Below are 23,033 nucleotides of genomic sequence, written 5' to 3'. Positions count from 1 at the left end.
TGAATCACCTCCGGGTCCTCCCGGGCTTATGACCAAATTGCAGAGATGAACGATTTCGAACGGCAGGGCCGCCGGTCCGCCGACCAGGACGATTCGTCCGACACGATCGCCGAAGAGATTTGCCGCCTCCCGACCGAGGTCATCGATATCGGCGATGCGCCGCCGCTTGCGCCGCCGGCGCCGCTTGCCAAGGATGAAGTCCGCACCATCGTCATCAGCCTGATGCTGACGATGTTCGTGGCGGCGCTCGACCAGACCATCGTCGCGACCGCGCTTCCGACCATCGGCCGGCAGTTCAACGACGTCACCAACCTGTCCTGGGTGATCACGGCCTATCTGCTCGCCTCCACCGCGGTGGCGCCGGTGTTCGGCACGCTGAGCGACATCTATGGCCGGCGCGCGATGATCATCACCTCGCTCAGCCTGTTCGTGGCCGGCTCCGTGCTGTGCGCGGTCGCGCCGAACATGCCGGTGCTGATCCTGGCGCGCGGCCTCCAGGGCCTTGGCGGCGGCGGCATCATGCCGGTCGTGCAGACCGTGATCTCGGACGTGGTAAGCCCGCGCGAGCGCGGACAATACCAGGCCTATTTCAGCAGCGTGTGGATGGCCGGCGGCATTCTGGGTCCGGTGGTCGGCGGCGTGTTCGCCGAGCACCTGCACTGGTCGATGATCTTCTGGATCAACCTGCCGCTGTCGTTCGCCGCGCTCGCGCTGCTCTTGCCCAAGATGAAGAGGATCCCGGTCTATCATCGCCGGCGCAAGGTCGACTGGCTCGGCGGTATCTTGCTGATGGCCTCGGCCGTGGTGTTCATGCTGGTGCTGAGCTGGGGCGGCACTCACTATGCCTGGCTGTCGCCGGTGATCATGTCGATGATCGGCGCCTCGGTGGCGCTGGTGTTCGCCTTCATCTGGCACGCCCGCAATGCCGAGGAGCCGTTTTTGCCGCTGCCGCTGCTCGGCGGCACCGTGGTGCCCTTTGCGATGGCCGCCGGCGGCTGCGCGCTCGGCGTCATCGTCGGGCTGACCGTGCATCTGCCGCTTTACTACGAGGTGGTCTACCACCTGTCCGCCAGCGAGGCCGGCCTCGCGCTGATTCCGCTGGCGGCGATCTCGACCTGCGGCGCGGCGATCGCCGGGCGTACCATGGCACGCGCCAGACATTACAAGCGCGTTGCGATAGCAGGCACGTCGCTCGCCGCAATCTGCGGCGCCGGGCTCACGTTCACCACATTGCCGCTCTGGGGCCTCTTGCTGCTGTTGTCGCTGTTTGCGCTCGGGCTCGGCACGACGTTTCCGGTCAGCGTGGTGTCGCTGCAAAATGCCGTGGCGCGGCCGCAGATCGGCACCGTCACCGGCGCGATGAACTTTTTCCGCGCGCTGATGGCGTCGTTTACGGTCGCCGCCTTCACCGCGATCCTGCTGATGGTGCTTGGAGCCGACATCGCCGCTGCGGTCGGCGAGCACCGCGGCCCCGTGAACTCGATCCCGGCCGCCGACATGGTCACGGCGTTCCGCTTCGTGTTCGGCGCGGCCACCGCGCTGATGGCGGGCGCCGTGCTGTGCCTGACCATCATGGAAGAACGGCCGCTGGCCGGCCCCGCGACGCCGGCTGAGTTGGCGGAGTAGGGCGGTCAAACACCCACCGTCGTCATCGCCCGGCTTGACCGGGCGAACCAGTACGCCGCGGCTTATCGGTTCAATCACTGGCGTCTCTGGAATACTGGGTCCCCCGGTCAAGCCGGGGGGACGACGACTGAATATGTGTCAGCGTTCTCGCGGTGCAATTTGCATCCGAGCTTTGCAAACCTAATCGCGCCTCTAACGATAGAGGGCGCAGGGAATGCCGGGTGCGCGCTGCACCCGCGGTCTCGTGTGCTTTGCTTGCGCAAAAAAGAAATGCACACGAGCATACAGGTGAGCGGAGGCAGTCCGACATCCCCTGCGCAATGGTTTTACGACTTATATCGCGCTCTCCCTGGTGAGCGGGCTTGTTGTCACCATCGCCTGCGGGATTGCTCCCACCGACTTAACGCCAGCGTCGCGGCGCCAGGACCACACGACTTCGCCGTACGCCCTTGCTCAGTCGTCTGCTGAACAAGCGCGTCCACCGCATCCCATCCCAACGTTTGGTGGCGACGGCCAACGCCCCTCCTCGGGGATGAGGTGCCGTTGTTATAATTCTGATTTGCCGAAATTGACAAGAGGAATATTTTTGATTTGAGGGCTTGACATTGATTCTGAAAATCAGAATCGGATTTGCACGTCGGGCCAGCGGGCCCGCTCTCTAGCCGGCGGCCGGCGCCTTTCTGGGCCGCCCGAGCGCGAACTGGCCGACCGGGCCCTCGACGTGAAATTCGAGTTTCGTCATTTTTGCGAAGAGATCGATGTTGCTGATGCCGATGGCGCAGCCGCCGAGGCCCATATCGGTTGCCGCCAGATAGAACGTCTGGATCAGGGCGCCGACGTCCCTCAGGATCAGCGAATATGCGATCGAGCTGTATTTCCAGGAGATCCGCCCAAAGCGCGCGGCGATCGTGATCAGGACCTGCGGCGGACCGGACGCGTCCATGGCAAACACGGCCGCCGTCGACAGCGCCTGGAGCTGCTGCGGGGAGGCATCAATCTCTGTCAGGGCGTGGCCGCCTGCGTCGTAGTGGTAGAAGCCGCGCACAAGTCCCTCACAGTTTGAAACCGCAAGGTACAATTCCAGCTCGTAGGCGCTGCCCGCCGCGGGATAGGGCCTCGTGCTGTAGGCGACTTCCGGGCCGCCGTCGAAATTCGCCTCGCTCCTCCATTCCGACAGCACGCGGGCCGAGGTTTCGAGAAACTGCGCGAGTTCGGCGAGCGTGAGCGGATGCTCGTCGTCGAAATCCCGTATCGAATGACGTTCGCGCAACAAGTTTGCGAAGGGCGAGATCGGCTCCCGCGCGGAGAATTTGCCAAGGTCGATCTTCTTGCCCGGCCAATGCGGGCGCACCGCGGGGAGCGGTGCAACCGCGCTCGCATTGGCGTAAGTGCCGCCAAGCAGATTGGCGTGCCTGCCCTCCGTGCTTCGCGTGTGAAACATCAGATCGTGAAAATCCCAGAGAACAAGATCGCCGTCGCCTTCGTTCGGCCGGAGGCCGTCGCCGCCTTTCGCGTCGAGTTTGAGCAGAATCCGGCTGTCGAGCAGCAACCCCAGCAGATCGAGGTTGAGGGAGGCGGACTGGCGGCGAAGCGTGCTGATTTTTTGCGGCCGCGACAGGGTGGCGAGGGTGGCAGCGATCGCGGGATCGCCGATCCGAAACAGCGCACCGGCGCGCGGCGATTCCAGCACCATCTCGTTACCGCGCCGGCGCAGATAGGCAAAGCGCGACAGCACGATCGTATCGCCGTTCCCGAGCTTTGCGGGTTGCGGCCAGTACTCGGGGATCTGCGGCTCGATCACCACGACATCCGTCTCGCCGCGCGGAGAGGACAGGCGGTATTCGAGGAGCCCGTTCTGCGCCAATCGGTGCACCAGGACCTGCACTTGCCTTGCGAGGGCGCTCTTGCCTGCAAAGGAGGCGAGCGGCAGGCCTGTGGTCAGATGTCTCGCACGGTCCATCGCGGCCGCACTGAACTGTCCCAAACTGGCCGAATAGGCACCCAGCGTGGCGGCGATACTTCCGTCTGCCTGGATGTGAAGGGAAAAACGGCCGTTCAATCGGACGGCGAGGACCGAGGACACCTTGCTGGTTTGCTTTTTCGTCTGCGTCTTCGTGTGCGTTTTCTTCAGCTTTTTCTTCAGCTTTTTCCTGGGAGCGCTCACGGAAGACCCGCCTTCAGGTGTGCGGAAGGAACGGCGTAAGTTCGCTCTCCGTTCGCGGGCGATCCAGCAATCCAAGCTTCACCGGAACGTCGTAAAGCCGGCCCGGTGCGAAGCGGCGATAGAAATGCCGCAAGCCCGGAACGAGCACCCTGACGACGGGGACCTCGACGTCGGGCCGCGTCTGGTCGAGCACGAGGAAATCGTACCCTGCGCCGGTGGCGATCTCGATGCAGGCATTGACCTGGCCGCTGGTATTGTCGGGAACCTTGAGGCTCGGCGCCGGCGGCACGATCGGATTGTCGCTGGGGATCAGGAACGGATAATCCTCCAGCCGGAGCGGCGTGACACCGTCGAGCGTCGGCTTCTCGCCGCTTCCGCCGCCCATCATGCCGATCGACATGAACTGGGTCAGCTCGGTGAGGGAACGCAGCAGGGCAATGCGGCGATCGAAATGCGCACCGGAGCCGAACTCGATATTCTCGTGTCCGTTCTGCATCCAGTGCGTGATCGCCACGTAAGCGGGGATGCCGAGATCGCTGGTGATGTCGAGCACCCAGATCCTGCGCCCGGCATCGGCAAACTGGGCTTGCAGGTCCTGGACGTAGGAATCCTGGAATTGGCTGAGGTCGACCTCGGCACGCTGCACCCGGTTGTACCACCAGATGGCGTAGGCATCGCGTTCGACCAGTTCGAGGAAGCCCTGCACGATGGCTTCCTCGCGCGTGTTGCCGGCCGCGCATCCGTTGGAATCGGTGTGGAAGCCGCCGTAGAAGAAGTACAGCACGCCGGTTGGAAGATATTTGAAACGCCGGTCGCGCAACGACCAGACCGGCGACCACTCGGTCCTGCTCGAGGGATCGAGCGGTTCGGGAACCGGATGCATATCGTCCGGCTGCGGCGCATGCCTGTTCTGAAACTGCGTGTCGCTGAAGAGCTGGACGTCGTTCGGAAGCAGGGCATCGCCGGGGGCGAAATCGGTAAAGCGGCGCTCCGCCCTGATCTCGTCGCCCTGGAAAATGCCGGAGTAGCGCTCGATCGCCTCCATCAGCGCGCTGGCCTCTCCCTGCTCGGCGGTGGAGCCCTTGCCGAAGCTGCCGCCGCTCAGTCCCGATCGGAGCTGATCGACACTGAAGGCGGGCGCGGAGAAATTGTGGTGAGCGAAAAAATTGGTGTTCATCGGCAGATCGGCCTCGATCCGCTCGAGCCGCGTGACCACGCCGGTCAACGGGCTGACGTGCTTGCGGAAGCGCGCGACGGTGGCCCTCGACGTCACGGTGCGGTATCCGCCGCTGGTCATGATGAGCTTTCGGCCTTCGGCGATCTCGATCGGCGTTGCCGTCCGGCGCGGGTTCTGTAGCTTCTTGCTGCCGCAAGTGGAACATTGCGGACGCTTGGCGACGTAATGCTTGGCGATGACCGCACCGGTCAGGTCGAAGCTTGCAATGTGATCGCGCAGGTCGGTGCGAAAACCGGAGGCGATCGCTTTCGTGATTTCGACGGCGGCGAAGTGGATGGCGGTCTGTCCGACGGAGTCCTGGACCAGAGGCGATATGGCGACCGGCTGCGCCGGTCCGCGGTTGAGGAATCCCTTGATCTCCCTGTTACGGATCATGCGATCGAACAGGCACGTCCAGCATGCGCTCTCGCCTGGCTTGAAGACGGGGCCTGTCAGCGGAAACACGCCGGACGGCTGCACGAGCAGCCACGGTGTTCCATCGGCCACGCGCTTGCGGTTGATCTCGATCAGCCGCGGGTCGAGATAGTCGTTCACCAGCGTGATCACGAGCTTCGGCGAGCGCTTGGCGGTTTGAACGCCGAGTTGGCTCAAGGCAGCAGCAAGTTGCCTTGCGCCCTTGACGTTGATGGATTCCACCTGCACGGGACAATCGCGAAGATTCTGTTCCGCAACGGCGGGAGGCAGGCCGAGGCTTGCCCAATATCCGGCAACGGCGCCCGGGAATGCGTGCGATGCTCCGCTAACGACGTATCGGCGCTCCACCAGCCTTTTGATCGCTTCCTCGATCTTGTCGGCGGGAAAATTCTTCGAAAGCCGGCGAACGATCTCCGGGGCAGCCTTTCCATCCTTGCCGATCACTGTAGCCAGCGCGCAATACAATTCGCCGTGCAGGAAAAACTTGCGGTCCTCGGAATAGAGACAGACCACATCGGGAGGCAGCACATAGGCCGTGAAGTTCGGCGCGAATCGCAAAATATCCTTGCGGGTCTGCTTCACGACGCGGCTCTTGCGATTGGCTGTCATCGGGTCAGCACGCGTATCCTGTTGCCTATCGCCCTTGCCGGCAGGCCGACGTTTTCGAAGAAACAAGAAAGTGGCCGGGTCGATCGCGAGCCCGGCCAATGAAATCGTGCCTTGTCGTACACAGTCAGAAGGCGCCGCGGCCTAACACCAGCGGCAGGCGCCCCACGACGCACAGCAACCGGCGCATGCGACCCAAGGCACTCCGAGCCCGATAAAGCCGACGCCGCAGCCACCGCAACCGACGCCGCATCGGCAGCCTCTGCATCCGCAGCCTCCACAGCCGCGACAACCACCGCATGCACGGAAGCCGCCGCCGCATCCGCGGAAGCCACCACATCCGCCACATCCCCGGCAGCCGCCGCATCCGCGCGCGAGCTGGATGCCCGCGGCGGAGATATCGTCGTCATCGAAGAGGCGGAAGGTGGCGAGGCTGACGTCGGCAAGCTCCTCTTCGCCGAGCGTGATCATCATGCCGGGTGCGAAATTCGTCCGCTGCTGAACGTCGCCGGTCGGTACGGCCGATGCCAATGCGCTTCCCGCCGCCGAGAAAGTCAGTCCGGCAACTCCGAGCACCGGCACGGCGGTTTTGGTTATCCGCTTCTTTTTCGACGCTTGCTTCAACCGAGCCATGGTCGCATCCTCCAACATTGCAAGAAGGATATTTATCGGGCGGATGCTACGCCGACCAAACAAGGCAGGCAAGATTCATGCGCACACGAAAATGTAACGCTCGTCTGAATAGCATTCATCTTCATGAACGTTTTTTGCCGCATTTTACTCCATGGCAACAATCACCCGCGCCCGTAGAGCGATTGCGCCGCGTGCGACTTGGTGCAGTGCGCAATCCAGTCCGGGCGTGTGCGGAGTAAATAGTTGGCCGATCAGCTCGGACAGTTCGCCTGGTACGAACTACTGACCACTGACCTTGCGGCAGCAGGCGCCTTTTATGGCGAGGTTGTCGGCTGGGGCGTGCAGGATGCGTCGACTTCGAAATTGACCTACTCGGTGCTCAGTGCCGGCGACGTTCCGGTAGGCGGGCTCATGGAGCTCCCGGAAGAGGGGCGGCGATTGGGGGCAACGCCGAGGTGGCTGGGCTACGTCGCGGTCGATGACATGGATGCGACGGCCGCACGGATCAGGCGTCTTGGAGGCGCCGTGCTGCTCCCGCCGACCGACAGCAATATCGGCCGGGTTTCCGTGGTCGCCGATCCGCAAAAGGCGACGTTTGCGCTGGTCTCAGGTCTCACCTATCGCCATGCGCAACCCGGCGGGCTGGATCAGCCCGGGCGCGTGGGCTGGCACGAGTTGCTGGCTGAGGACCGGAACAAGATCTTTGACTTTTACGGCGCGCTTTTTGGCTGGCAGAAGGACTCCGGCGAGACCGATCCGGAGGACCTGTATCAATTGTTTTCCGCAAGCGGGCAGACGGTCGGCGGCATGCTCACCAAGCTTCCGAGCGTGCCGCAGCCGTGCTGGCTCTATTACTTCAATGTCGACGATATCGGCGCGGCGGCCAATCGCGTCCATAAGGCCGGCGGCCGGGTCCTCCAGGGTCCCATCGAATTGACCGATGGTTGCTGGATCGCCCGGTGCGTCGATCCGCAGGGAGGCCTGTTCGCGCTCCAGGGCGCCGGGGGTCACCATGACGCCGAGCAACCCTCCGCCTCGGAAGTCACCTGGTCGGCCAAGTGGGGTGATATTGCGTCCCAGGGCAGGATGCTGCTTCCCAAGACGAAGCGCTAGACTGGCGCATTCGCTGGTTGCCGCCTTGTCCGTGCTCGGGCTCGGAAACGCCAACCGTTTCAGCAAGCCCCAATTTTCCGCTCAAGTCGTCTATCATTTGAACGACAACGGCGGCGTTGATAAAATCGATCCAGCGTATTTTTTGCGATCTCTCGCAATGAGGCTTCAGCGTGGTATCGGCATTACCGAAGGAATTGCTGAAATACAGGTTCGGCGGGTTCGAAATCGACCTCGGCCAGCAAGAGCTGCGCAGGCGAGGCGAATTCGTTCATGTCGAACCTCAGGTCTTCGACCTCATTGCCTATCTCGTGCGCAACCACGACCGGATCGTCAGCAAGGATGAGCTGATCGAGGCGATCTGGCACGGTCGAATCATCTCGGAAGCTGCGCTCAGCAGCCGGATCAACGCTGCGAGGCGCGCGCTCGGCGACAATGGGAACGACCAGGCGCTCATTCGGACGCTGCACAAGCGCGGCTTTCGCTTCATCGGGGACGTTCATGTCGACGAAGCGGCGAAATCGGACGACGAAGGGCGTCCGATTGTTGCGGAGCCCGGCAGCACATCCGGAGGCACCCCCGTGAACTTCTCCGTCGCGGCAGAAGTATCCAGCCTCGAGAACATCGTCTCGGAATCCGTCAGGGCAGAGGCTCTTGCGCGGTTGTCGATCGCCGTCATGCTGTTCGAAAACATGTCCGATGATCCGGAGAACGATTACTTCAGCTATGGTCTGACAGAGGACATCATTCGACTTCTCGCACGCAATCGGTGGCTGTCGGTGATCTCGCGGCATTCGACCATCGCATTCCAGGGGCGAGCGATGGATGCCCGGGAAATCGGCGAACAGCTGAGTGTAAAATATGTGTTGCTCGGAAGCGTCCGCAAAAATCGTGACGCTGTGCGCATCACGGCGGAACTGGTCCGGACAGCCGATGGACAGCAATTGTGGTCGGACAAGTACGATCTGCATCTGGAGTACATCTTTGACATCCAGGATGAGATGGCGAGGCAGATCGCCGCGACGATCGAACCCGAATTATCCAAGGTCGAGCAGCAACTCGCCGCGCGCAAGGCGCCCGAGAACCTGAACGCCTGGGACTGCTACCAGCGCGGCCTGTGGAATCTGTGGCGATTTACCACGCCCGGTTTCGACTCCGCCGAGGAATATTTCAAGCGCGCCATCGCGGAGGATTCTCAGTTCGCTCGTGGACACGGAGCTCTCAGTTACGTCAATCTGCAACGCTCGTTCCTGGACGAACCAAAGGTTCGCGCGGTGCGGCTTCAAACGGCCCTGCGGCAGGCGCGAGAGGCCGTGGCTCTGGATGAACTTGACTGCTTTTGCCAATGCGCGCTTGGACGGGTTCTGTGCCTGACGCATCAGAATAACGAAGCGCTGGCGGCTCTCGATGTGGCTCTGGAGTTGAACCCGAGTTTCGCGCAAGCCTATTTCGCACAAGGCTTCAACATGCTGTGGCATGGCCGGGAGACGGAGGCTGAAACCCTGCTCGACCGCGCAACCGTTCTCAGTCCGCGCGACAACCATCTCTGGAGCTTTCATCATGTGCGCGCCTGGACACACTTTTCCCTGGGCGAATATGACATAGCGGTCGAGTTTTCCCGACGGGCAACGCGGCAGAGCAACGCCACCTATCAGGCATTTGCGCCGCTTGCCGCTTCGCTGGGCCTTCTCGGCGAGAAGGCGCAGGCCGAGGCGGCGGTTGCCGAACTGCTCCAGCGCAAGCCGAACTACAACGCCGATACCGCCCGGCAGGAGCTGTTCTACTGCAACGATGCCGATCTTCTGGAGCGATTTGTTCGAGGCCTGCGGCTGGCCAGTCTTTCGCAACAGTGAACGGACAACGGTCGCATGAAATCGCGAGGGTGTGGGCGATCAACTCGGATACTTCGCGTGGTATGAACTCCCGACCACCCGCTTCGCGGCAGCAGGCGCTTTTTGGCCAGGTTGGCGCATCTGGGCTCGGGAATTGTAGCCGCGATGGCTTTCGTCCTGCGAATCCCTGTCATCGCGAAGGCCGTAGCATTCCGCATCGAGGGCTGCCGCGGTCGCCAGGCATTGCTCATAGCTGGTAAAGCTACAATCGGAACCGCCGATGTCCCAGGTCATACAGTAGTGGCCGGAAGGGACGATCGGTCCAGCCTGCACCGAAGACGCCGCCGTCATGGCGAGTGCGAATGCTGAAAGCGCGAGTCCGGCGACTGTCGCGGCCTTGTAAGCTGTGGGCATGGATTTCTCCAACATTGACTTGTTCAGTTCCGGGGGAGCTGCTCAGACTATCGCCTTCGGTCGTCGACCAGCGGTGTGGGGCACGGCCCGGATGCTGTGCCATCTTGCATGATGAGATCACGGACGCGCCTGCCGCGTCATCGGGTTGGCCTTTGTCCGCGCCGTTGCGGCTTGCGTCATGTCGAAAACCTTCCGGGCGGATGACCCTAATATTTCGAACGGAGGGTTCTTCCCGTTTTGAATGCGCCTTTTGCGTTCGCACGTCTGCCTGCCGGGCGCGCCGATATGCGCATGGCAACGCAAGGCAGCGTGCAATTTCGAAAATGGGTTGATCTTTTCGAAGGACGAATGCCGGGATTGCCGGTTGGATTCTGCTCCCGGCATTCCGGAATGCATGGTCCTCATTCAGCGTTGCGCAAGTCGCGCCCGATTGAGTGATTGAAATTTGTCGCATCCGTGATGCGCAGCTTGAGCAAGACAATAGCGGTCAGACAGGCTGCGCGCCGTCGATGGCTCGGTAATTCAATTGAGGAACCGGCTTCCATGAAGGAACACGCCAAGTTGATTATTCGCCGGCGCCACCTGCTCGGCGTTGCCGTGGCCGGCCTCGCAACGGCGACCGCGGGCGCCGTGGTGGCCGAACGGAGGGGCGCGAAACGCGACGAGCCGGCGGACAAGCGCAAGGCACGCTTTCAAGCGGATTCGCCCGAGGTTCGGAATTTCTATCGCGTCAACTCTTATCCCCGACCATAAGGAAGACACTCGTGCTGATAAGAAAGTCGCAAGGTCGTCGGGTTCGCGGCGGCGCCGCTGCCGCCCAGGAGGCGAGCCCGGCCGGCGGCCTGGATCGCCGCACCTTCCTCAAGCGCTCCGGCATAGCCGGGGGCGCCCTGGCGATGCTCGGCAATCTGCCGCTTGGCGGCCTGAGGAAGGCAGAGGCCGGTCCTCCGCCTCCGGCCGGTGCGACAGTTACGAACCGCAAGAATGTCTGTACGCATTGCTCGGTCGGCTGCTCGGTCATCGCCGAAGTCGCGAACGGCGTGTGGATCGGGCAGGAACCGGTTTATGACAGCCCGATCAATCGCGGATCGCACTGTTGCAAAGGGGCGGCCGTTCGAGACGACGTGCTGAGTGACCGCCGCCTGCGCTATCCGCAAAAGCTGGTGGACGGCCAGTGGAAACGTGTTTCCTGGGACGAGGCCATCGAGGAGATCGGCAACAAGCTGCTGGATATCCGTCAGAAGGCAGGACCGGATTCGGTTTACTGGCTGGGCTCCGCCAAATTCACCAACGAGGCCGCCTACCTCAACCGCAAGCTCGCGGCCTTTTGGGGAACGAACAATTCCGATCATCAGGCGCGCATCTGTCATTCCACCACGGTCACCGGGGTCGCCAATACCTGGGGCTACGGTGCGATGACCAACAGCTATAACGACATCCGCAACTCCAAGACCATCCTGATCATGGGTGGCAATCCCGCTGAAGCGCATCCGGTTTCGTTGCAGCACATTCTCGAAGGCAAGGAACTCAACCGCGCCAACCTGATCGTCGTCGACCCCAGGATGACGCGAACGGCGGCGCACGCCACCGAATATGTCAGGGTGCGGCCGGGCGTTCACATCCCCACGATCTACGGGATGCTCTGGCACATCTTCGAGAATGGCTGGGAAGACGAGGAATTCATTCATCAGCGCGTGTACGGCATCGAGGAAATCCGCAAGGAAGTTGCGAAATGGACGCCTGACGAGGTCGAGCGCGTCACCGGCCTGCCGGAAGCCCAGGTCAAGCACATCGCCTATCTCTTTTCCCACGAGAAGCCCGCCACGCTGATCTGGGCCATGGGCCAGACGCAGTTCGCCACGGGCACGGCAAACGTACGGGCAAGCTGCATTCTGGTGCTTGCGACCGGCAATGTGGGCCATGCCGGCGGCGGCGCCAACATCTTCCGCGGCCACACCAACGTGCAGGGCGCCACCGATCTCGGTCTCGATGTAACGACGCTGCCGCTTTATTACGGTCTGTCCGAAGAGGCGTGGCAGCATTGGTGCCGGGTGTGGGAAGTCGATATCGACTGGATGCGCTCCCGCTTCGCCAGCAAGACGCTGATGGAAGCGCCGGGGATCCCGAGCACGCGCTGGTTTGACGCCACGCTGCTGCCGAAAGCGCAGGTCAGCCAGCCCGACAGCTTGCAGGCCATGTTCGTGATGGGGCACGGCGTCAACACCATCACCAGAATGCCGGAGGCCGTTCGCGGAATCGAAAAGCTCGAGCTGCTGGTCGTGTGCGATCCTTACCCGACGGCATGGTCCGTGCTCTCCGAGCGCAAGAACGGCACGTATCTGCTGCCGGCCTGTACCAGCTTCGAGATGGATGGCTCGCGCACGGCATCGAACCGCTCGCTGCAATGGGGCGAGAAAATCGTCGAGCCAATCTTCGAAGCGAAGAACGACTACGACGTGATGTACATGCTGGCAAAGAAGTTCGGCTTCGCCGACAGGATGTTCAAGAACATCAAGGTGGAGAACGGCGCGGTCTCGGCGGAGGACATCCTGCGCGAGATCAATCGCGGCGGCTGGTCGACCGGATATTGCGGTCAGTCCCCGGAGCGCCTCAAGGCGCACATGAAGAACCAGGCAAAGTTCGACCTGGTTACCCTGCGCGCGCCAAAGGACGATCCCGAAGTTGGCGGAGATTATTACGGCCTGCCGTGGCCGTGCTGGGGAACGCCGGAGCTCCGGCATCCCGGGAGCGGCATATTGTACAACACCGGCCTGCCGGTGAAGGAGGGAGGAGGGACGTTCCGGGCCCGCTTCGGCGTCGAGCGCGTCGTCAAGCGCAAGGTGATGCAGAACGGGCAGGAAGTGGAAAGAGAACAGCATGACAATCTGCTCTCGGAAGGGTCTTACTCGCTCGGCTCGGAAATCAAGGATGGTTATCCCGAGTTCACCCTTGGCGTCCTCAAGAAGCTCGGCTGGGACAAGGACCTCACCGCTTCGGAGATGGCGATCATCGAGCGCGTGAACGCAGCCAATCCCGATGCCGTTTCCTGGGCGGTCGATCTCTCCGGCGGTATCCAGCGCGTGGCGATCGAGCACGGCTGTAGTCCCTACGGCAACGGCAAGGCGCGCATGATCGCCTGGAATCTGCCGGATCCGGTCCCGGTGCACCGCGAAGTCATCTACACGTCGCGGCCCGATCTCGTCGGAAAATATCCGACGCGTCCGGACGCCCAACAGTTCCGGGTCCCGAATATCGGTTTCACCGTTCAGAAGTCCGCCGTCGACAGGGGCATCGTCAGGCAGTTTCCGCTGATCCTGAGTTCGGGCCGGCTGGTCGAATACGAAGGCGGCGGCGAGGAGACCCGTTCGAACCGCTGGCTCGCCGAGTTGAAGCAGGACATGTACGTCGAGATCAATCCCGCCGATGCCGGTGAACGCGGCATCAAGGACGGCGGCTGGGTCTGGGTCACCGGCGCCGAAAGCAATTCCAGGACGCGGGTGAAGGCATTCGTGACCGAACGGGTCGGCAAGGGCGTGGTCTGGATGCCCTACCACTTCGCCGGCTATTACGAAGGCGCCGATCTGCGCAGCAAGTATCCGAAAGGCTCCGATCCGATCGTGCTCGGCGAAAGCGTCAACACGCTGACGACCTATGGGTTCGATCCTGCCACAGGGATGCAGGAGCCCAAAGCAACGCTCTGTCAAGTCAGAGCGGCGTGAGAGAGAACGACATGGCTCGCGTCAAATTCCTTTGTGATGGCGATCGCTGCATCGAATGCAACGCCTGCGTCACCGCCTGCAAGAACGAGCACGAGGTGCCGTGGGGCATCAATCGCCGCCGCGTCGTCACCATCAATGACGGCAAGCCCGGCGAGCGTTCGGTGTCGATGGCCTGCATGCACTGCACCGACGCGCCGTGCGCGGCAGTTTGCCCCGTGTCGTGCTTCTACACCACCGCTGACGGCATCGTGCTGCACTCCAAGGATCTCTGCATCGGCTGCGGCTATTGCTTCTACGCCTGTCCGTTCGGCGCCCCACAATATCCGAAGGTCAGCAATTTCGGCTCGCGCGGCAAGATGGACAAGTGCACCTACTGCGCCGGTGGGCCGGACGACGGCTCGACGCCGGCCGACTACGCCAAATACGGCGCCAACCGCCTCGCCGAAGGCAAGCTGCCGATCTGCGCCGAGATGTGCTCGACCAAATCGCTCTTGGCCGGCGACGGCGCGATCATCGCCGAAATCTACAAGGAGCGCGTGATGAAGCGCGGCTACGGGTCGGGCGCCTGGGGTTGGACCACAGCCTATCACGAGGGCATTGCAGTCTAGAGCAGGATGACTTTTCTTCGAATCGTCATCCCGCTCTATCTTTTTGTTTGAGCATGATCTCCGAGCAAACGCTGCGCGTTTGTCGCTGGGAAAACCGGTGCCCACTTTTCCGGATCATGCTCTAGCAGCCTTCGAGAAGCCGGGAGGCTTTACATGCGAGCCAACGAGAGAATGACCATGATGAGGCGCCTTGCCCGCATTTGCTCCGTCGCGATCCTCGCTTCGACAATACTGATGGCCGCCGCACCACCGCTGCTCGCACAGCAACTCGGCCCCGACGGTGCGCCCAATCCAACCGCGAGCGTTGCGAGCGAGCAGCAGCTTCTTCAACAAGTGCCGCGAATCGTCGGACATATCGCCCAGCCAAACGAGAGGGAGCGTGTCCTGATGCAGCCCGCCGGGCGGCTTTGGGATCATTTCCATGAAATCACGTTGCGCTGGCTCGGCGCGATCGCAATTCTCGGCATGATCGCAGCTTTGGGCGCCGCTTACCTGATCATGGGGCGACTTCGGATTTCGAAGGGGCGCTCCGGGCAGAAGGTGCCGCGCTTCAATTCCTTCGAGCGCTTCTCCCATTGGCTGACGGCGGTGTCGTTTGTGGTGCTTGGCCTGACAGGGTTGAACATCACGTTCGGGAAGATCTTGCTGCTGCCGGTGGTCGGACCAGAGGCGTTCAGCAGCCTGTCACAGGCGGCGAAGTACGTGCACAATTTCGTCAGCGTCGCATTCGTCATCGGCCTGATACTGATTGTCGCGCTCTGGATAAAGGACAACATCCCGCGAAAAGTCGATATCGACTGGATCAGGCAAGGCGGCGGCTTCATCAAGACGAAGCATGCGCCTTCCGGACGTTTCAATGCCGGCGAGAAGCTGATCTTCTGGTTTGCCCTCGGTGCCGGAATTGCAGTCATCATTTCGGGAGGGCTGCTGATGTTCCCGTTCTACGTGACTGATATCGAGGGGATGCAGATCGCGCAGGTCGTGCACGCCGTGATCGCCCTGCTGTTTGTCGCGGTGATCATTGCTCATATCTACATCGGTACGCTCGGAATGGAGGGCGCGTTCGAGGCGATGGCTCGTGGCGATGTCGATCTCAACTGGGCGAAGGAACATCACGATCAGTGGCTTGCCCAGCTCGAACGCGAAGGACGGCGGGTGCAATCCAGGCAGGAGGCGGTGAATTGAGATCGACAGCGCTTGCGCAGATTCCGGTTGGCGTCGTTGTCGAGCGCCGCAAGGCCAGGAGCAAGTGGGTTGATTTTCTGTGGCGACCGGTCTCGGTGCTGGCCGGAACTCCATCTGCCGCTCCCTGGACACCGCTCGCAGCCGACGCGGAAACGGCCTTGTTCTTTGCGGGCGAGGCCACGATCGAATTGCACCGGACCGAGACGGCGAATTATCGGGAGAATCTCGCGTCGGGCGCGCCCGCTTTGTGGGTGGCATTGTGCCCCGTTTCCTCGGAGCAGCCATATGAGATTCTCGCCGTGACCGCAGATCCGGCGGAGGGCGAGGCGTTCACCGACGCCGGCAGTAATGTGGTCGAAGCTGTGCCGATGCCGCCCGAGGTGATGGAAACCGTTGCTCGTTTCATCGCCCAGCATCATGTCGAGCGCCCCTTCGTCAAACGTGACCGGAAGGCCTCCGCACCGGAGAGGGAGAACGGAGGATGACCGGGACTGACAATTTTCTCTTGCGCTGGGCGCGATTGAAGCGCGAGTCGAACGCGCGCCATGAAATCGACGATGGTCATCCTCCAATGGGTTCAGCGCCGCAAGGAACGGCTCCGGCCCGTTCCGAAGCAGCCGCTGCGCAGCCATCAACCGACGCGGCTGCTGGCGAGCCTTTTGATCCATCCACCCTGCCATCGATCGAAGCCATTACCGCTGAAACGGACATAAGGGGATTTCTGCAAAGCGGGGTGCCCCTCGAATTATCGATAGCGGCGCTGCGCCGGGCCTGGACCAGCGATCCGGCCATTCGTGACTTCATCGGCATCGCGGAGAATCAATGGGATTTCAACGATCCGAATTCCATTCCCGGCTTCGGTCCCCTGGGGGCCGCGGGCGACAAACCGGCTCGTCTTACGCAAATCCTCGGCGAGTTTGAGAAGCTTCCTGAGGCGTCGTCGCAACCGTCGACGTCTGAAGCGTTGGCCCCTTCGCGCGAGACTGTCGCCTCATATCCCGCGGAGCATGGGGAGCAGAAGGTCGTGGAATTGGCTTCGGCCGATACGGACGCCTGCCGTTTATCGAACCAGCCGCGCGCAACAGATCCGGAGACGGAGCCGGCGGTACCTGTTGACGGTCACGACAATAGCCGAAACCGCCGTCGTCACGGCAGCGCGTTGCCGCGTTGAATGACGGCACTGCCGTTGCCTGGCTGTGATGGGTGCAGATCATGCTGGAGTTGAGTAACCATAGTCCTTCCGAACGGGTCGTCGACGAGACCGACCTCGGCCGCGCGCAGCAATATGCGCTGTTGGCAACCTTGCTCTCGCGCAGCCCGGACGAGCGGTTGCTCTCGCATCTGGCCCGGCTCGACGGCGATGCAAGCCCGATCGGACTGGCGCACCGCGCACTTGGCGAAGCCGCGGCGCGGACGAATGAAGAGGAGGCAGGCCGGGAATATTTCGATCTGTTTGCCGGTCCCGGAAGGGGTTTGCTCTTGCCGTACGCGTCGCACTATCTGGCGGGCACGCTTTACGGACGGCCGCTCGCGAGACTGCGCCAAACCCTCGGGCTTCTTGGCATTGAAAAAACCGAAGGTAATTCGGAGCCGGAAGATCACGCCGCGATCCTGTGCGAGGTCATGACCGGTCTCATCATCGGAACCTTTTCAAGTCCGTCCGGCGCTGATCGTGAATTCTTCGAACAGCATCTCGACCCCTGGATCGGACGTTTCTTTGCCGATCTCGAACGGGCTGACCGGGCTCCGTTTTATGCGAGCGTGGGCTTGCTTGGCCGCGTTTTCGTCGAGGTTGAAAGAGAGGCCTTTGCCCGGTCGGCTTTGAGCGTCTGACGTCGACCGATCGCGGTGCGAGAGCCAGCGACATCACCCCTGACGATGTGGCAGCCGAGGCCGGGATTTCGTGGCTGCACGATGATCCGTCCGACCAGCAAGCGTTTTTGCCGGGACAACGACAATCATACGGGGCCGGACGGCGAGTCATTTTTGTTGTTGCCGGTTGTGCCAAAGCGAACCTGACACGGCGGCGAGACTGGGCGGCAATTAAATTGTGTAAGGCTCGCCGTCGGTGTGCTAGCTTCTGTCACGCAACTTGTGGTTCCTTGCCCCGGTGCGTGCATGAAGCGGCGGGTTTTTCTCAGCGTTGCAGGTGGCGTTCTGGCATGGTCGTTCGCCGGCGCGGCGCAGCAGGGCGCCCGGAGCAAGCGTCTTGCTATCTTCAGCCCGTCAGAGCAAGGCGCGAATTTGTATGAGCGAGGTGGAAACAAATTCAACCGGGCCCTGTTTGCCGAGCTTCGTCGGTTGGGCCAAGTGGAAGGACAAAACCTCAAGGTAGAGCGGTACGCCCGGGAGCAAAGCACGTCCGGCCCCGAGGCTTTGGCGGCGGAAGTCGTTCAGAGCAACCCGGACGTCATCTTCATCGTTGGCCCTTATCCGCTTGTCTTTAAGAAGCTGACGCCGCGAATTCCGATTGTTACGATAGCTGCCGACCCCGTCAAAATAGGAATCGCCGAGAGCTTGGCTCGCCCCGGCGGCAATTTCACGGGAGTCAGCATAGACGCCGGTTCATCCATTCATGCCAAGCGGATCGAATTGTTGCGCGAGATCGTTCCTGCGATGTCGAAACTTGGCTGCCTCGTTCTTCGGTCGCAGTGGGAGCAGGGACACTATGCTCCGACAATTCGCGCGGCGGCCGAGATGGCGGGGCTTGCACTCGCAGTAGCCTTGGTGGAACACGGCGCCGGCGAAGCCGGCTACCGGACGGCGATCGAGCGCATCTCGAGCGACGCTGCTAGCGCCGTCATGGTCGTCGACTCGCCTGAGCTTTTCCAGAACTTCGCTACGATCGCGAAGCTGGCCAGCGAGAAGAAACTTCCGGCGATGTTTCCCTTTGCGGAAGGTGTCGAGGCTGGAGGCCTGATGGCCTATTCCGTCGATCTGATCGAATTATACAAGCGCGCGGCCAACAACATTGACGCCATTCTCCGGGGAGCAAAGCCCGGCGAGATCCCGTTCTATCAGGCGACCAAATTCGAGTTGTCCGTCAACCTCAAGACAGCGAGACAATTGGGACTTACCGTACCTCCCGCGCTCGTTGTCGGTGCAGACAAGATGATTGAGTGAACGGAGTGCAGGTCATCTTTTGTTTTGAGCATGACCTTTTTTGGAAGACCGGTGTCCACGTTGCGCTAACCGGCCCTGCTTGTCCGGATTATGCTCTAGAACGCGGCAGCACGATGCGGAACTCGGTGAAACGGCCCGGCTCGGTATCGACGTCGATGGTGCCGCCATGCTGCTTCACGATGATGTCGTGGCTCATCGAAAGCCCGAGCCCGGTGCCTTCGCCCGCCGGCTTGGTGGTGAAGAAGGGATTGAACATCTTGTCCTTCACCTCGGGCGGAATGCCGGTGCCGTTGTCGCGGATGCGGATCTCGACGGTTTCACCAAGATTTTTCGTGGCCGCGCGCAGCGTCGGCTCGAAGCCAGCCTCGACATTCTCCTTTCGCCGCTTGGTGACGGCATAAAATCCGTTTGAAACGAGATTGAGGAACACGCGGGTGATTTCCTGCGGAAACACCTCGATCAGGCCGGCGTCCGGATCGAAATCGCGCTCCAGCGTGACGTTGAAGTCGGCTTTCTCGGCGCGGGCGCCGTGATAGGCGAGGTTGAGGCTTTCATCGACCAGCGCGTTGATATCCGCCGGCCGGTGATCGCCGGTGCCCTCGCGCGAATGCAGCAGCATGTTCTTGACGATGGAATCGGCGCGCTTGCCGTGATGGACGATCTTTTGAAGATTGTCCTTCAAAAGCCCGGTCACTTCATTGACATCCGCGCGGATCTTGTCGGCGATTTCGGCCTGCTTCAGCGCGTCATTCAGCTCGTCGGTCAAGTCGGCCGAAAGCGCGGCGAAGTTGTTGACGAAGTTGAGGGGGTTCTTGATCTCGTGCGCAATGCCCGCCGTGAGCTGACCGAGCGAAGCGAGCTTCTCGGTCTGGATCAGACGATCCTGCGCAGTGCGCAGGTCGTCAAGAGACCTGGAAAGCTCGCGGGTGCGCGCCTGCACTTCGTCGAACAGGCGGACGTTCTCGATCGCGATCACGGCCTGGTCGGCAAAAGTCAGGGCGAGCTCGACGTGCCGCTGCGTAAAAGGCCGCACGGTCCTGCGGAACATCAGCAGCAGGCCGATTGCGGCGCCCTCACGCAGCAACGGCACGCCCATCATGCTTCGTACGCCGACCTGCCGCGCCAAGGCCAGGTCATATTCGGGGTCGCTTTCGGCGTCCTCGATCAGCACAGGTGCATTTTCGAGCAGGACGCGCGCGCCAAGCGACCCGCGTCCCGGCTTGTGATCGAGCGCGGTGACGGCGCGGTGATGCTGTTCCGGCAAGCCAAAGCTCGATGCACCCGGAAAACCTTCGCCGACCCTGCGATGGATGATGACGATATCGGCTTCGCACAGGCCGGCCGCCGACTCCGAAAGCGTGTCGAGCACCTTCTGTAGATCGAAGGCCGAGCGGCTGATGACCTTGAGCACATCGGCGGTGGCGGTCTGCTGCTGCAACGATTCGGCGAGATCTTCGGTGCGCTGCTGCAATTCGTTGAACAGCCGCGTGTTCTCGATGGCGATCACCGCCTGGTCGGCGAAAGTCTGAAGCAGTTGGATGTGATGCTCGGCAAACGAACCCGGCATGGCGCGCGTAACGCTGATTACCCCGATCGGTACGCTGTTGCTCATTAGAGGTGCGAACAGCAGGCTACGGAAGCCACGCGAGCGAGCGGTTTGCCTGACCTGTGCGTCCTCGGCATCTTCCGTGTCGGGTATCTGAACAGGTCTCCCCCGCTGCGCGAGCCTGGCTGCCTCGAAACCGGCGATTGGCCTCGGGAAGTGCGATTCCAGAACTGCGTCGGCGTCCGGATTGACCCGCGTGAACGCACTCAGATGGACGGCTTCATCGGCGAAGCGGAAGACGGCTGTGGAGAACCCGCCCAGCAGACGGTTGGCGCTGCTTGCGATGGCTTCGAACACCGGCGTGGTATCCGACGGCGAGCTGGCGATGACTTTCAGGATGTCGGCCGTCGCCGTCTGGCGCTCCAGCGCCTCCTGCGTCTCGTTGAAAAGCCGGACATTTTCGATGGCGATCACCGCCTGATCGGCGAACAGTTGCAGCAGGCGGACATGCTGTTCGCCGAACGAGCCAGAAGCTGTGCGGGTGACAGTGATGATGCCGACGGCCTCGCCGTCGTTCATCAGCGGGGCGAACAGCATGCTGCGATAGCCGCGCGCCCGCGCAATGTCGCGTGCCGCGGGCTCCAACTCGGTGTCCGGCAGCTCCGCGTGCGCTCCCTCGCGCGTGAGCTGGTAGGGCGGAAACTGATCCTGCGGGACCGGGAACGAGGATTGCAGGACGGCGTCGCCTTCCGGATCGGTCGGCGTGAAGGCCGCCAGATGAATCCTGCCGTCCATATAGCGGAACAGCGCAGCGGAAAAGCCGCCGATCAGACGGTTGGCGTTATGCACGATGGCATCGAACACCGGCCGCACATCGGACGGCGAGGCGGCGATGACTTTCAATATCTCGGCGGTGGCGGTCTGCCGCTCCAGCGCTTCGCGGGTCTCGTTGAACAGACGCGTGTTCTCGATCGCGATTGCCGCCTGGTCGGCAAAGGTCTGGAGCAACCGCACATGGTGCTCGGCGAACGCGCCGGGAGCCGTGCGGGTCACGCTGAGAATGCCGACCGGCTTGCCCTGGTTCATCAAGGGCACGAACAGCACGCTGCGAAAGCCGCGCAGCCGGCCGAGATCGCGGTTCATCGGTGGTACGTTATCGGCTTCCGTATCGGGAAACTGGATGGTCGCGCCGCTGCGAACCATCCCGAAGATCGGGAATTCGCCGACGCGCCGCGGAAACGACGCCTTCAGGCCTTCATCCGCCGCCGGATTGGTCGGCGTGAACGCGGCCAGATGAAGCTCGTCGGCGATGAAGCGCAGCACGGTGGCGGAAAACCCGCCGAGCAAATGTTTGGCGCTGACCGCAATCGCCTCGAACACCGGCTGCACGTCCGCGGGCGAGGAGGCGATCACTTTCAAAATATCGGCCGTCGCGGTCTGCCGCTCCAGCGCCTCCTGCGTCTCCCGGATCAGACGGGCATTCTCGATCGCGATCACGGCCTGGTCGGCAAAAGTGCGCAGCAATTCGATGAATTTATCGGGAAACTGCCCGGCTTCCGGCCGCGTCACACCGATCGTGCCGATGGCGACACCCTCCCGCATCATCGGGACCACCAGGATGCTGCGATAGCCGCGCGCGCGCGCCGTCTGCTTCATGCCTTCCGTGAGGTCAGGCTCGTTTTCCATGTCGTAGCGGAAGGCAAGCTCTCCGCTGCGCACGACCCGGCTGTGAATGCCTTCGGATGAAAGCGGGGAGGGGAATGAAGCCTGCATCTCTTCGACGCCGGCGTCGCTCTCGGAACTGGCGGCAGCCAGATGAACCATGTCGCCCGCGATCCGGGTGACGGTCGATGTGAGGCCGCCGCAGAGGCGTCTGGCGTTTTCGGCGATGGCGTCGAACACCGGCTGTTCGTCCGTCGGCGAACCGGCGATCACCCGCAGGATGTCGGAGGTGGCGGTCTGCCGCGCCAGCGCTTGCTGCGTCTCGGTGAACAGCCGCGCATTCTCGATCGCGATCGCGGCCTGGTCCGCAAAGCTTTGCTGAAGCGCGAGTTCCGCATCGGTGAAGGGCCAGAGCCGGTCGCGATAGACGATCAGCGCGCCGATTGCCTCGCCTTCACTCCTGAGAGGAGAGCCCGACATCGATTGTGTGCCGGCGGCGCGGACATAGGGAAGGCCGGGCCAATCCGCGATGTCAGGGTCGACATTGTCGAGATCGGGCACGTGAACCTGCCGGTTATCCCCGACGATCGTGCCCGGCATGTTGCGGCCGCCGATCTTGAGCTGCGATTCGGGCACGCCGGCACCGACTCGCATTGAGCTGTCGCCGACGCGGATGACCTGCGACCAGCCATCGCCTTCCGCGATATGGATGGTCGCGCTCGGCGCGCCGAACAGGCGCATGGTGGTCTCGGCGATCTGCCGCAGCGCGTGTTCGGCATTGTCGGAGGAATGGGCGATCGTGCCGAGGATGTCGGCGCTGGCGCTCTGCTGCTCGCGGGCGAGGGCGAGGCCGCGCCGCAGATTGGCATTCTCGATCTCGAGTTCGACCTCGCGCGCCTTCGCCTCGTCGCGCTCGGCGCGGGTGGATTCAAGGCGCGACTCCATGTCCGTGATGGCTGATTCCAGCTCATCGATCGCGGCCTTGAGATCGACCGATATATCTTCGGGAAGCAGCGCCATTCAGAGAATCCATGCGCAAAGCGCGGGCAGGCGGGCGAGCTGTCTCGCCGCCCGGCCTCTTGGCTTCGATTATTTCATCTCCGGAGCGTCCGAGCCAGCACCGTCGGGCGCTTTCCTGCTGATATTGCGTTGAG

The 23,033-nt window shown here is 62.3% G+C and carries 16 protein-coding genes and 1 pseudogene; 12 read left to right on the top strand and 5 right to left on the bottom strand.

The window, feature by feature from the left end; genetic code table 11:
* The first annotated feature begins 45 nt into the window (after positions 1–45).
* Positions 46–1,626, top strand: coding sequence for an MDR family MFS transporter (locus JQ628_RS10950; protein ID WP_212222549.1), 1,581 nt, complete (start codon positions 46–48; stop codon positions 1,624–1,626).
* Between the two features lie 658 nt (positions 1,627–2,284).
* Here JQ628_RS10950 and JQ628_RS10945 read toward each other — a convergent pair.
* The 3 genes from JQ628_RS10945 to JQ628_RS10935 all read right to left on the bottom strand — a co-directional run bounded on the left by JQ628_RS10945 (position 2,285) and on the right by JQ628_RS10935 (position 6,680).
* Positions 2,285–3,661 (bottom strand): SagB/ThcOx family dehydrogenase, encoded by a 1,377-nt coding sequence (locus JQ628_RS10945; RefSeq protein WP_212222745.1) that lies wholly within the window; start codon positions 3,659–3,661, stop codon positions 2,285–2,287.
* Positions 3,662–3,803: 142 nt separating this feature from the next.
* Positions 3,804–6,050: a TOMM precursor leader peptide-binding protein gene (locus JQ628_RS10940; RefSeq protein ID WP_212222548.1), complete on the bottom strand. Its 2,247-nt coding sequence runs from the start codon at positions 6,048–6,050 to the stop codon at positions 3,804–3,806.
* Positions 6,051–6,191: 141 nt separating this feature from the next.
* The gene (locus tag JQ628_RS10935) at positions 6,192–6,680 is read right to left on the bottom strand and encodes a hypothetical protein (protein WP_212222547.1); all 489 of its coding nucleotides are present in this window, start codon (positions 6,678–6,680) and stop codon (positions 6,192–6,194) included.
* Positions 6,681–6,923: 243 nt separating this feature from the next.
* Here JQ628_RS10935 and JQ628_RS10930 point away from each other — a divergent pair, with 243 nt between their 5' ends.
* The 3 genes and pseudogenes from JQ628_RS10930 (at position 6,924) to JQ628_RS10925 (ending at position 9,643) form a co-directional block, all read left to right on the top strand.
* Positions 6,924–7,793: a VOC family protein gene (locus JQ628_RS10930; RefSeq protein ID WP_212222546.1), complete on the top strand. Its 870-nt coding sequence runs from the start codon at positions 6,924–6,926 to the stop codon at positions 7,791–7,793.
* 170 nt (positions 7,794–7,963) lie between these two features.
* Positions 7,964–8,218: pseudogene (locus tag JQ628_RS34940) on the top strand (winged helix-turn-helix domain-containing protein); the annotation flags it as partial.
* 153 nt (positions 8,219–8,371) lie between these two features.
* Positions 8,372–9,643 (top strand): tetratricopeptide repeat protein, encoded by a 1,272-nt coding sequence (locus JQ628_RS10925; protein WP_249127734.1) that lies wholly within the window; start codon positions 8,372–8,374, stop codon positions 9,641–9,643.
* Positions 9,644–9,682: 39 nt separating this feature from the next.
* On the opposite strand, the gene JQ628_RS10920 is transcribed toward JQ628_RS10925, so the two are convergent.
* Positions 9,683–10,036: a DUF3551 domain-containing protein gene (locus JQ628_RS10920; RefSeq protein ID WP_212222544.1), complete on the bottom strand. Its 354-nt coding sequence runs from the start codon at positions 10,034–10,036 to the stop codon at positions 9,683–9,685.
* Between the two features lie 543 nt (positions 10,037–10,579).
* On the opposite strand from JQ628_RS10920, the gene JQ628_RS10915 reads away from it, so the two are divergent.
* The 8 genes from JQ628_RS10915 to JQ628_RS10880 all read left to right on the top strand — a co-directional run bounded on the left by JQ628_RS10915 (position 10,580) and on the right by JQ628_RS10880 (position 18,671).
* Positions 10,580–10,789, top strand: a complete 210-nt coding sequence (locus JQ628_RS10915) for a hypothetical protein (protein WP_212222543.1) — start codon at positions 10,580–10,582, stop codon at positions 10,787–10,789.
* An 11-nt stretch (positions 10,790–10,800) separates the two neighbouring features.
* Positions 10,801–13,755, top strand: coding sequence for a formate dehydrogenase subunit alpha (locus tag JQ628_RS10910; RefSeq protein ID WP_212222542.1), 2,955 nt, complete (start codon positions 10,801–10,803; stop codon positions 13,753–13,755).
* 11 nt (positions 13,756–13,766) lie between these two features.
* Complete coding sequence (fdh3B, locus tag JQ628_RS10905) at positions 13,767–14,363, top strand: formate dehydrogenase FDH3 subunit beta (RefSeq protein WP_212222541.1); 597 nt, start codon at positions 13,767–13,769, stop codon at positions 14,361–14,363.
* A gap of 177 nt (positions 14,364–14,540) precedes the next feature.
* Complete coding sequence (locus JQ628_RS10900) at positions 14,541–15,548, top strand: formate dehydrogenase subunit gamma (protein ID WP_249127732.1); 1,008 nt, start codon at positions 14,541–14,543, stop codon at positions 15,546–15,548.
* Positions 15,545–16,033 carry a DUF3305 domain-containing protein gene (locus JQ628_RS10895; protein ID WP_212222540.1) on the top strand — a complete coding sequence of 163 codons (489 nt, stop codon included), beginning with the start codon at positions 15,545–15,547 and terminating at the stop codon, positions 16,031–16,033. The genes JQ628_RS10900 and JQ628_RS10895 overlap by 4 nt, the downstream gene beginning before the upstream one ends.
* Positions 16,030–16,719: a DUF3306 domain-containing protein gene (locus tag JQ628_RS10890; protein ID WP_212222539.1), complete on the top strand. Its 690-nt coding sequence runs from the start codon at positions 16,030–16,032 to the stop codon at positions 16,717–16,719. Before JQ628_RS10895 ends, JQ628_RS10890 begins: the two co-directional genes overlap by 4 nt.
* Positions 16,720–16,760: 41 nt before the next feature.
* Positions 16,761–17,381, top strand: coding sequence for a TorD/DmsD family molecular chaperone (locus JQ628_RS10885; RefSeq protein WP_212222538.1), 621 nt, complete (start codon positions 16,761–16,763; stop codon positions 17,379–17,381).
* 285 nt (positions 17,382–17,666) lie between these two features.
* Positions 17,667–18,671, top strand: coding sequence for an ABC transporter substrate-binding protein (locus JQ628_RS10880; protein ID WP_212222537.1), 1,005 nt, complete (start codon positions 17,667–17,669; stop codon positions 18,669–18,671).
* 88 nt (positions 18,672–18,759) lie between these two features.
* On the opposite strand, the gene JQ628_RS10875 is transcribed toward JQ628_RS10880, so the two are convergent.
* Complete coding sequence (locus JQ628_RS10875; RefSeq protein ID WP_349628047.1) at positions 18,760–22,899, bottom strand: GAF domain-containing protein; 4,140 nt, start codon at positions 22,897–22,899, stop codon at positions 18,760–18,762.
* Between the last annotated feature and the right edge of the window lie 134 nt (positions 22,900–23,033).

The sequence above is a fragment of the Bradyrhizobium lablabi genome, assembly GCF_018129385.1.
Lineage (GTDB): Bacteria > Pseudomonadota > Alphaproteobacteria > Rhizobiales > Xanthobacteraceae > Bradyrhizobium > Bradyrhizobium lablabi_C.
This window is presented reverse-complemented; position numbering and strand designations above follow the sequence as displayed.

Excerpts from the sequence above, each read along its gene's own strand:
- JQ628_RS10900 (WP_249127732.1), top strand. The coding sequence starts at position 14,541 with ATGATGAGGCGCCTTGCCCGCATTTGCTCCGTCGCGATCCTCGCTTCG.
- JQ628_RS10880 (WP_212222537.1), top strand. The coding sequence starts at position 17,667 with ATGAAGCGGCGGGTTTTTCTCAGCGTTGCAGGTGGCGTTCTGGCATGG.
- JQ628_RS10950 (WP_212222549.1), top strand. The coding sequence starts at position 46 with ATGAACGATTTCGAACGGCAGGGCCGCCGGTCCGCCGACCAGGACGAT.
- JQ628_RS10940 (WP_212222548.1), bottom strand. The coding sequence starts at position 6,050 with ATGACAGCCAATCGCAAGAGCCGCGTCGTGAAGCAGACCCGCAAGGAT.
- JQ628_RS10885 (WP_212222538.1), top strand. The coding sequence starts at position 16,761 with ATGCTGGAGTTGAGTAACCATAGTCCTTCCGAACGGGTCGTCGACGAG.
- fdh3B (WP_212222541.1), top strand. The coding sequence starts at position 13,767 with ATGGCTCGCGTCAAATTCCTTTGTGATGGCGATCGCTGCATCGAATGC.
- JQ628_RS10920 (WP_212222544.1), bottom strand. The coding sequence starts at position 10,036 with ATGCCCACAGCTTACAAGGCCGCGACAGTCGCCGGACTCGCGCTTTCA.
- JQ628_RS10935 (WP_212222547.1), bottom strand. The coding sequence starts at position 6,680 with ATGGCTCGGTTGAAGCAAGCGTCGAAAAAGAAGCGGATAACCAAAACC.
- JQ628_RS10915 (WP_212222543.1), top strand. The coding sequence starts at position 10,580 with ATGAAGGAACACGCCAAGTTGATTATTCGCCGGCGCCACCTGCTCGGC.
- JQ628_RS10875 (WP_349628047.1), bottom strand. The coding sequence starts at position 22,899 with ATGGCGCTGCTTCCCGAAGATATATCGGTCGATCTCAAGGCCGCGATC.
- JQ628_RS10890 (WP_212222539.1), top strand. The coding sequence starts at position 16,030 with ATGACCGGGACTGACAATTTTCTCTTGCGCTGGGCGCGATTGAAGCGC.